The sequence below is a fragment of the Streptomyces chilikensis genome (genome assembly GCF_001642695.1).
Taxonomy (GTDB): Bacteria; Actinomycetota; Actinomycetes; order Streptomycetales; family Streptomycetaceae; genus Streptomyces; species Streptomyces chilikensis.
In genome coordinates this window covers 25,923-34,553 of record NZ_LWCC02000138.1, presented here as the reverse complement: position 1 = coordinate 34,553, position 8,631 = coordinate 25,923, and the positions used below count along the sequence as shown (strand labels likewise).

The following is an 8,631-nucleotide window of genomic DNA, read 5'->3' as shown; positions in this document are numbered from 1 at the left end:
CGGCCCCGGCGCCCGGCGCCGCCACGGCGTCGTGCGCCGCCACGGCGTCGTGCGCCGCCACGGCGTCGTGCGCCGCCACGGCGTCGTGCGCCGCCACGGCGTCGTCCGGCCCGCCGGCCGGCTCGGCGACGACGAAGTCACCGCCGGAGGCACCGGGGCCGTCACCGGCGTCACTCCCGGCGTCCGCGGCCTCCACGCCCCGCGGCCCCGGCACGTCACCGGCCCCGTGCGCCGGGCCGGCACCGGCCTCCGCCACCGCACCGGTCTCCGCGCCCGGCACGTGACCGGCACCGTCACCGGCCCCGTGACCCGTGGCGGACGCCCCGTCACCGGCTGCCCCGCCGCCCTCGGCGGGCGCCGTGCCGGCCCCCCCGGCGGGGTTCCCGGAGACCGCCTCCACCGCGGCGGCGGCGCGCTCCTCGATCTCCTGCCGCAGCGCGGCCGCCGAGATCCGCATCGTCGCGCCGCTCTCCAGCCGACCGCCGCCGAACGACGGGTCGCCCCCCGGCGTCCCGGGGGCCCCGGCCGCGGGAGCGGAAGGGATCACGGGGGCCGGCGGGTCCACCGGAGCCGACGGGTCGGCGGGGGCCGACGGGTCCCAAGGGGCCGGCTCCTCCGCGGAGTCGGCGGCTCCGCCGGCGTTCTCCCGGTACCAGGCAGGCGTGTCGTAGTCGATGGTGAACTCGCCCGTCGTCTCGACGGCGGACTCCGCGTCGGACTGGTCATCGCCCGGTGTGGTCCAACCCCCGTGGATACCATCCCGATCGCTGTTCACAATTCCTCCTGGTTGGTCGAGCGCAGGCACCCCACCCTAATCACCCCGGCCGCCGTACCGGCAGGCCCGTCGGCCGCCGGAAGGCGGGGCAGGCCCGCGGACTCCCGCCCCGGGCCCGGCCGCCTCAGTCCATGCGCCGCGGCGTACCCAGCAACCCGACCTCGGCGTCCGTCGGTTGCGTCATCACGTACTGCCGGTCCCGGTCCGCACACCACAGGGTGACGCCGTCGGCCAGCGTCGGCAACGAGTCCACGTCACCGCGCGGAAGCGCCAACGCCCGCCCGGTCTCGGCGGCCTCGTCCGGCGACAGCCGCTGCACGCCCACCAGCCGGGCCTGGCGCATCAGCCGCGGCGCCACCGGGGACAGGTACGGCAGCAGGGTCAGCACGGCCTGCCAGGGACCGGCCACCACCCGCCCCCGCGGCGGCCGCATGCCGCAGTCCCGCACCACCAGGACCGGGCTGCCCGCCGAGGCGCCCTGGGGCGGCACCCGGCCCACGTCGTACACCGACAGACCGTTCTGCCCGCCGCCCATGGCGTGCACCATCTGCATCCACGCCTGCGGACGGCCGGTCTCCACGGCCACCCGCGCACCGGTCGCCGCGGCGCGCAGCGCCAGCACCTGGGTCGTCCAGAGACTGCCGATCAGCACGATGTCGTACGGGGTGGGCCGGTTGAGCCCCAGCACGGCCGGCTGCCCCTCGGCGTCCACGCCGATCACCACGCCGTCGTCGCCGATCGGCAGCGTCAGCGACTCCAGTTGCTCCAACGGCACGCTGTGCCGCCCGTGCCGAGGGCCCAGCAGTCCCGAACCACGGCCGATCATCGGGTGCCTCCCAGCGGCAGGGTCGCGAGCACACCGGGCAACTGCTCCCGGTCCAGCCGGGCCAGGCCGACACCGGCCTGCCGCGCCGCGTCCTGCAACGCCCGCCGCGCGGCGGTCAGTTCCTCGGCGCTGCGGCCGGTGACCCGCAGGTGCCCGGTCAGCGCCGCCGCCTGCCCGTCGCCGCGGGCCAGGGTGAGGCTGAAGGTGGTGGCCAGCGCGGGCACGGCCGTCAACTGGGCCACCAGCTGCGGCAGGGTGACACCCCGTCCGCCCAACGCGGGCCAGCGGCGCACCCAGTAGGCCGTGTGGCGGCGGTTGTCGCACCGCCAGCTGCGGGCCGACTCCTCGGTGCGGCGCTCCCGGGCCTCCGTGCGGCCCGCCTCCGCGGTCACCAGGGGATTGGCGCAGGCCGAGGTCGCCATCGCCGCGACCACTTCCTCCTCGTCCAGGATGTTCACCCGGAACCCGGCGCCGGTGAGCCGGCTGGCCAGATGGTCCGCGACACGCACCACGCACTTCTGCGCGCCGGTCACCCCGCCGCCGCGGGCGGCCACCGCCTCGGCGCACAGTTCCGGGTCCAGCTTGAGCGCGATCCAGGTGATCCGCACCGCCGGGGCGCCCGTACTCGCCTGGAGCGGCGCGTAATTGGTGACCGCCACGGACTGCTGCGGCAGGTGCAGGGCGGGGGCGGGCTGGGTGTGCAGCACGATCTGGGCCGACTCCAGCCGGATGTCGTCCACCGCGAGGGCGTCGCCGACCAGCGCCAGCGGCAGCGGACGGCGGCTCCGCTCGGCGCGCAGGGCGGTGGCGTCCGCCTCCACCTGGAGCACCGCCGTCAGGAAGGTGCCGTCGCCGACCAGACCGACCGGCCGCCGGTCCCGGCCGCCGTACGCGTAGGTCCGCAGCGCCGGATCGCACTCCACCGCCGGAGCCAGTCCCGGCTCCGTGCCGGGCGGCACCTCCAGAGCGGCCGCCCGCTTCTGCCGGGCGCGCAACTCCCGCGCCGTGGAAAGCCATTCCGGCAGCGACCGGCCACGGCGGCGGACCACCGCGAGCCCCAGCAGCAGCACCGCGACCACCGCGGCCACCACCAGGGCCACCGTCCCGATCAGCCAGCCGACCACCAGCGCGGCGGCCGCCAGCTCGACCAGCACCGCCCGGCGCAGGCCCACCGAACTGCCGCGTCCCGCCCGGGACCGCGGCTGCACCGGACCCGGTCCGGCGGCCGGGCGGGCCGGGGCCGGGGGAGGCGTCGCCGCGGAACCCCGTGCCGTCCGTGACCGGTCACGGGACCGCGTTCGCGTCCCGGAAGCCATCACCCACACCCCCGCAGTGCTCGCCGTCGTGCGCCCGGCCGGACCGGTTCGACCGGCCGGCTCCGTAAACCCGTTGCCCCGTAGGTACCTTGAGGGCTTCGGTACCCTACCCGCTCCACCAGGCCCCTCGAGTACCAGGCCTCACGCGTACCAGGCATAGTAGGGGGCCGTCCGACAACGCGGCGGAACACGGGGAGAAGCAGGGCACCGATGGCATCCCGGAGAGACCAGCTCAACGCCTACACGTTCGCGAAGCGCCGCATGCTCGCGTCCTTCACCCACTCCGCGTCCGGAGGTTCGGAGGAGAGCGCACCGCGGCCGCTGAGGGGCATCCTGCCCGGCATGATCACCGGCGTCGTCGTCATGGCCGTCTTCGGAGCCTGGGGCATGTTCAAGCCGACCGCCCCCAAGGGCTGGGACACGCCCTACGAGAAGGTGATCGTCGCCGACAAGTCGACCACCCGGTACGTCGTCCTCGAGACCGGGGGCAAGCGCCAGCTGCACCCCGTCCTCAACATGGCATCGGCCAAGCTGCTGCTGAAGGACGGCAAGGGCCAGGTGATAACGGTCGACGAGGAGATCCTCGACACCAAGATCCAGCACGGCGTCACCGTCGGCATCCCCTACGCCCCCGACCGGCTCCCCGACGCCGACGAGGCCGCGGCCGAGAAGCGCTGGGCGGTCTGCGAGCGCGCCGGCGAGGGCGGCTCGGTGCAGAAGGCCGCCTTCGTCCTCGCCGAGCGGGAGATGAAGCGCGTCGAAGGCCCCGAGAGGCTGACCGGCGGCCGGCTCCTGTACGTGCAGGGACCCGACGGGGCCCGTCACGTCGTCGACGCCACCGGCACCGCGTACCGGATCGACGAGGTGGAGAAGGAGGAACCCGAACTCTCCGCCCTCCTGCGCGCCGTGGTCGGCTCGGACCGCGAACCGCAGCGCGTCTCCAGGGAGTGGCTGGAGACCCTGCACAAGGGCGACCCGCTGGCCTTCCCCGAGATCGACGGCGCGCCGGGCCGGCCCGCCGAGGCCCCCGGACAGCTGGACCCGAAGGCCGACCGGGTGGGCATGGTGCTCAAGGCGCGCGACGGCGACCGGGACCGGCACTACGTGGTGCTCCCGGGGCGCGTCGCACCGGTCTCCGACTTCGTCGCCACCCTGCTGCTCGCCGACAGCCGGCTGGTGCCGGTCGGGCAGGCGGGCAACGCCCTCGAGGTGAGCCCCGGCGCCCTGCAGCCGGGCGAGCCGTTCGCCGCCGACCGGAAGTGGCCCACCGCCGCCCCGTCCGCGGTCAACGACCCCTCGGGCGCGGGCAAGGCCCGGGACACCGTCTGCAACGTGCTGATGGGCGTCGACCGCGACTCCGGGCGGACCACGCTGCGCACCTGGGCGGGCGACACCTTCCCCGCCGTCCTCGCCACCGGATCCACCAGCGCGTACGTCACCCCCGGCTCCGGGCAGGTGTACCAGCAGTTCCAGGGCAGGGCCACCGACGTCGGCCCGGTCTTCCTGGTCACCGACACCGGCCTGCGGTACGTCCTGCAGTCCAACGGCGACCGCACCGGCGCCGAGGGCGAGGCCGGCCGCTCCGGGAAGGACCGGGAGAAGCAGCAGCAGGCGGAGCAGGAGGCGCAGAAACTGCTCGGCTACGAGGGTGTGTCGCCGGTGCCGGTGCCGGCCGCGTGGTCCGCCTACCTGCCCACCGGGCCCCGCCTGTCGACCGCCGACGCCAGGCAGCCGCAGGGCTCCTAGCGGCGCGGCCGGGCGGCCGAGGCCGGCTCCGGTGCCGGAGCCGGAGCCGGTTCCGCGGCGGACGTGAACGACGGCGGACGTGAACGACACACACGAGGGAAGGAACGCAGTGACCCCCAGGCCCGGGCCCAGGCCCAAGGCGGCCGCGGCGCTGGCCGCGGCGGCGATCGCGCTCCCGGTCTGCCTGACCGGGGCGGCACCGGCGGCCGCGGCCCCGGCCCCGGTCACCGGCCAGTGCACGTATCCGGCCGAGAACTACCCCGGGCGCCCCTGGGCGCTGCAGCGGGTGCTCCTCGACGAGCTGTGGGAGCAATCCGAGGGCAAGGGCGTCCGGGTCGCGGTGATCGACACCGGCGTCGACATCGAGCACCCCCAGCTGCGCGACGCCGTGGACGCGAGCCGCGGCGCCAACTTCCTGCCCGCCGAGGCCGACGGCGAGCCCCTGGAACGAGGGAGCGCCAAGGGCACCGACGACCAGGTCGGCCACGGCACCAAGGTCGCCGGCATCATCGCGGCCCGGCGCTCCGACAAGACCGGGTTCGCGGGCCTCGCGCCCGAGGCGACGATCATCCCGATCAAGCACAACGACGCCGAGGGCCACGGCAAGGTCGAGGAGATGGTCAAGGCCATCGACCACGCCCGCCGGGCGGGGGCCCAGGTCATCAACATCTCCCAGGACACCGGCTCGCCCGTCGACTCGACGCCGCAGCTCAAGGCCGCCGTCGACCGCGCGCTCGCCGCCGACATCGTGGTCGTCGCCTCGGCCGGCAACGAAGGGCTGGGCGGCGAGAGCAAGAACTCCTATCCCGCCGCGTACGAGGGCGTGCTGGCGGTGGCCGCCTCCGACCGCAACGGCGAGCGCGCGCCGTTCTCCCAGTCCGGCGACTTCGTCGACGTGGCCGCACCGGGCGTGGACATGGTCTCCACGGTGCCCGGCGGGGGCCACTGCGCCGACAACGGCACCAGTTTCTCGGCGCCGTACGTGGCGGGGGTGGCGGCGCTGCTGCGGGCCAAGCACCCCAAGTGGAAGCAGGAGGAGATCGTCGCGCAGATCGAGTCGACCGCGGAGCGGACGGTGGCCGACCGTGACCGGCTGGTCGGCTGGGGCGTGGTCGACCCGGTCCGCGCCCTCACCGAGGACGACCGCCCGACCCGTTCCCCGGCACCCGGCGGCGGCCTCGCCGGCGCGGAGCCCCCGGACCCGGCCCCGCTGACCCTGGGCGAGCCCCCCGACGAACGCGACGCCCGCCTCGGCACCTACGTGACCCTCGCCGGCGCCGTCACGGTGGCCGCCCTCACCGGCACCGCCATCGCCCTCCGCGACGCCCGCCGACGGGGGCGGAGGGTCAGTTCTTCAGGCAGTTCAACGACTTGACGGTGGCGGGCATATAGGCGCGCATGAAGCGTTCCACGTCCCGTTCACGGTGGGGCTTCATGGGGCCTTCCGCCATCTTCAGAGCCAGGGTGAAGTTGTCGGCGCCCGCCGAGTCAAGGCAGCGTGTGCTGGCGATGGCACCGTTGTTCGCGACCACTGCCTGATCCCCGATGCCTCGGACGGGGCGGGGGTCGAAGAGCCCGATCGTCGGCCCGCTCCGGGCCAGTGTCATGAGGTTCGGTTTGCCGCCACCGGCGGAGAACCAGAGTTGGAAGACCTCAGTCCTGTCGACAAAAATCACGCACCAGGCTGCTGAAGCAGGTTCGCGGAAGCCGGGGCTGGTCCACTCACGCACGGCCCCGCCGTCGCCGAGCAAGGGCGTGGAAAGCTTCGCGCTGATCCGAGTTCCGCAGAGTGACCGAGGCACCTTTGTGGTCTCCGGCTCTGCGCAGGCGCTGAGAGATCCGAGCAGCGCGATGCACCAGGCGACAGCCATCACCCGGGCGGTCCTGATCACCGCGGTACTCCCGTGATACCGCGGCTGTGATCCATACCGCCAACGGCTGCCATGTGAACCTGGTTCTGCAATTCGTCCGGGAGGCGACCGCCATCCACACCGTGGACCCGCCACCATGCTTCGGTCAGTGCATGCAACTGTGCGCCCCGCGCCCGGTAATCGAATTCGCGCCCCTCGCGTAGCCCTTGCTCGTAGCGAGCCTGTTCGCCCGCCAGCCAGCTTTCGGTCACGGCGGTGACACCCATCTGCACCTCCGTGCCGACGACCGGCACATGCGCGGCGACATCGCTCGCGATGCTCGCCCACTTGGGCGGCTCAGGCGGCTTCGCGTCCATCTGCACCGACTGCGCACGGACCTCCTCCATGAAGCCGACCGTCCGTGCCGCCTGGATCAGCGAATCCTTCGGGTACTGCTGATCCGGCCGGTGCATGGCGTCCACCATCGGCGTGTTCAGCCCCATGTTGAGCGCCGCGTAGCCCTGCGGGTCCCTGGAGACCTGCTTCGCCACCTCGAACAGGTGGGACTGCGCGACCGGCGCCGCTTCATCGTCGAACGCGCTCGCCACCTGGTGCACCGTGTCCCCGTGGTTGGCCAGGATCCGGCCCATGCCCTCCCGCAGGGGCGGCGGGAACCGGTCCTCCCACGTGGCCAGGTGCTGTACCGCGTGCCGGAAGACCTCCTTGTTCGCCTCCGTGTGCTCCACGTAACCCGCTCCGCCGGTTGCGTGCGAGCCGACGCCGGTCGCGGCCGCCTCCAACGCCGCACCGAAACCCGCGCAGATGTCCGTGTCGGCGCGCTGCTGGTCGTAGTCCGGGCGAGGCCCGTCCGGGGACACCGGTACCACCGTGAACCAGTCCCGCTCGGCGGCCAGGTACCGCATCCGCTCCTCGTCCCGCAGGAACGCCGCCGCCCCCTCCGGATCCCGGCTCATCATCCCCAGGACCCCGTCCAGCGGGTCGTTGGCGAACCAGCCGTCCGCGCCGGCCACCGGCCCCACCATGTCCCACACCTCCGGATCCTTCCGCTCCGCGGCGATCAGGTCGTCACCGAGGTCCGAGAGGTACTGCGAGCCGAACTGCCCGCCCTGCCCCATCAGGCTGACCAGCGACTGGTACCCCCGCTCGTTGGTCATCCGGTCCGCCGCGAACCGGGAGGCGTGGGTCTCGAGGCCCGCCTCCCGCATGTCGGACCGCCACCGTTCGTACCAGGGCGAGTCCGTCTCCCGCGTCGCCGTCGCCAACGTCCGCGACAGCCCGGAGGCGATGTCCGCCATGCCCCGGGCCGGGGCGTCGCCGCCCGCCGCGTGGGCCAGGTCGTTGGCCCGGCTGCCGACGGCGAGCAGACCGTCCGCCCCGAGCCCGCTGAGGAACATGCGGCTGAAGTTCTCGTCGTGCTGGTTGTCCCGGAAGAGCCGGCGGAGTTCGTCGACCTCCGCCGCGCCCAGGGTCTCGCCCCCGGCCATCCGCGCCGCGAGCGCGCTGCCGGCGCGTGCCTCGTACGCCTCCACGTCGTTCAGCGCGGCCGCGTTGAAGCCGCCCGCGGTCCCGTCGCCGTTCCGCTCGTCACGCGTCACCGCCTGCAGCGCGATCACGACGCCCCGGTCCGCGTCGTCCACCGCCCGCACGACGGCGTCGATCCGCTGCTGCCACCCCTCGGCCGACCCGCACGTCTCCCCGGGGCGCGGCGGCCGTTCGGCGGTGTCCGCCGCGACGACCCCGCGCCCGGAGACCCGCAGTCCCGCCGCCTCCGCCTCCTCCCGGACGGCGGCCAGCCGGCTGCGGAGGTCCGCGAACTGGGCGTAGGCGTCCCGCAGCAGCGCCGCGAGCGCCATGGCCTCCTTCTGCGCCGCCCGGTACTCCGCGAGCGTGACGTCGAACGCCGACCCCGCGGTCTCCGCCGCGACCCCGGTCCACGCCCCCGGCCGACCACCGGCCGCCGCGAGGCGGTGCACCTGCGTCAGGTAGTCGCCCTCCTGCACCGCGAACTCCCGCGCCATGTCCTCCCACCGGTCGGCGGCGGCGACCAGGCAGGAGAGTTCGGCGGTCATGATCTCGTGATACGTCGGCACGGTGGCC

The 8,631-nt window shown here is 74.4% G+C and carries 7 protein-coding genes; 2 read left to right on the top strand and 5 right to left on the bottom strand.

The window, feature by feature from the left end:
- From A2U95_RS27280 to eccE, 3 genes are all read right to left on the bottom strand, one after another.
- Nucleotides 1-775, bottom strand: a 775-nt coding sequence (locus A2U95_RS27280; protein WP_277350997.1) for an SCO5717 family growth-regulating ATPase, incomplete at its 3' end; no start/stop codon positions are given.
- 124 nt (nucleotides 776-899) lie between these two features.
- Nucleotides 900-1,601, bottom strand: a complete 702-nt coding sequence (locus tag A2U95_RS27275; RefSeq protein WP_166027864.1) for a hypothetical protein — start codon at nucleotides 1,599-1,601, stop codon at nucleotides 900-902.
- Nucleotides 1,598-2,917: a type VII secretion protein EccE gene (eccE, locus tag A2U95_RS27270; protein ID WP_206283083.1), complete on the bottom strand. Its 1,320-nt coding sequence runs from the start codon at nucleotides 2,915-2,917 to the stop codon at nucleotides 1,598-1,600. Before eccE ends, A2U95_RS27275 begins: the two co-directional genes overlap by 4 nt.
- A gap of 210 nt (nucleotides 2,918-3,127) precedes the next feature.
- Between eccE and eccB the strand changes: the two genes are divergently transcribed.
- Together eccB and mycP are read left to right on the top strand one after the other, a co-directional pair.
- A complete protein-coding gene (eccB, locus tag A2U95_RS27265) occupies nucleotides 3,128-4,663 on the top strand; it encodes a type VII secretion protein EccB (protein ID WP_166027862.1) in 1,536 nt (511 codons plus the stop codon).
- A gap of 109 nt (nucleotides 4,664-4,772) precedes the next feature.
- A complete protein-coding gene (mycP, locus tag A2U95_RS27260) occupies nucleotides 4,773-6,038 on the top strand; it encodes a type VII secretion-associated serine protease mycosin (RefSeq protein ID WP_166027860.1) in 1,266 nt (421 codons plus the stop codon).
- Here mycP and A2U95_RS27255 read toward each other — a convergent pair.
- On the bottom strand, nucleotides 6,010-6,555 hold the full coding sequence (locus A2U95_RS27255; RefSeq protein WP_166027858.1) for a hypothetical protein: 546 nt from the start codon (nucleotides 6,553-6,555) through the stop codon (nucleotides 6,010-6,012). The genes mycP and A2U95_RS27255 overlap by 29 nt on opposite strands.
- On the bottom strand, nucleotides 6,552-8,624 hold the full coding sequence (locus A2U95_RS27250) for a hypothetical protein (protein ID WP_166027856.1): 2,073 nt from the start codon (nucleotides 8,622-8,624) through the stop codon (nucleotides 6,552-6,554). The genes A2U95_RS27255 and A2U95_RS27250 overlap by 4 nt, the downstream gene beginning before the upstream one ends.
- Between the last annotated feature and the right edge of the window lie 7 nt (nucleotides 8,625-8,631).

What these genes read in the sequence shown, in the direction of transcription:
- eccB (WP_166027862.1), top strand. Translation starts at nt 3,128, where the DNA reads ATGGCATCCCGGAGAGACCAGCTCAACGCCTACACGTTCGCGAAGCGC.
- A2U95_RS27275 (WP_166027864.1), bottom strand. Translation starts at nt 1,601, where the DNA reads ATGATCGGCCGTGGTTCGGGACTGCTGGGCCCTCGGCACGGGCGGCAC.
- eccE (WP_206283083.1), bottom strand. Translation starts at nt 2,917, where the DNA reads ATGGCTTCCGGGACGCGAACGCGGTCCCGTGACCGGTCACGGACGGCA.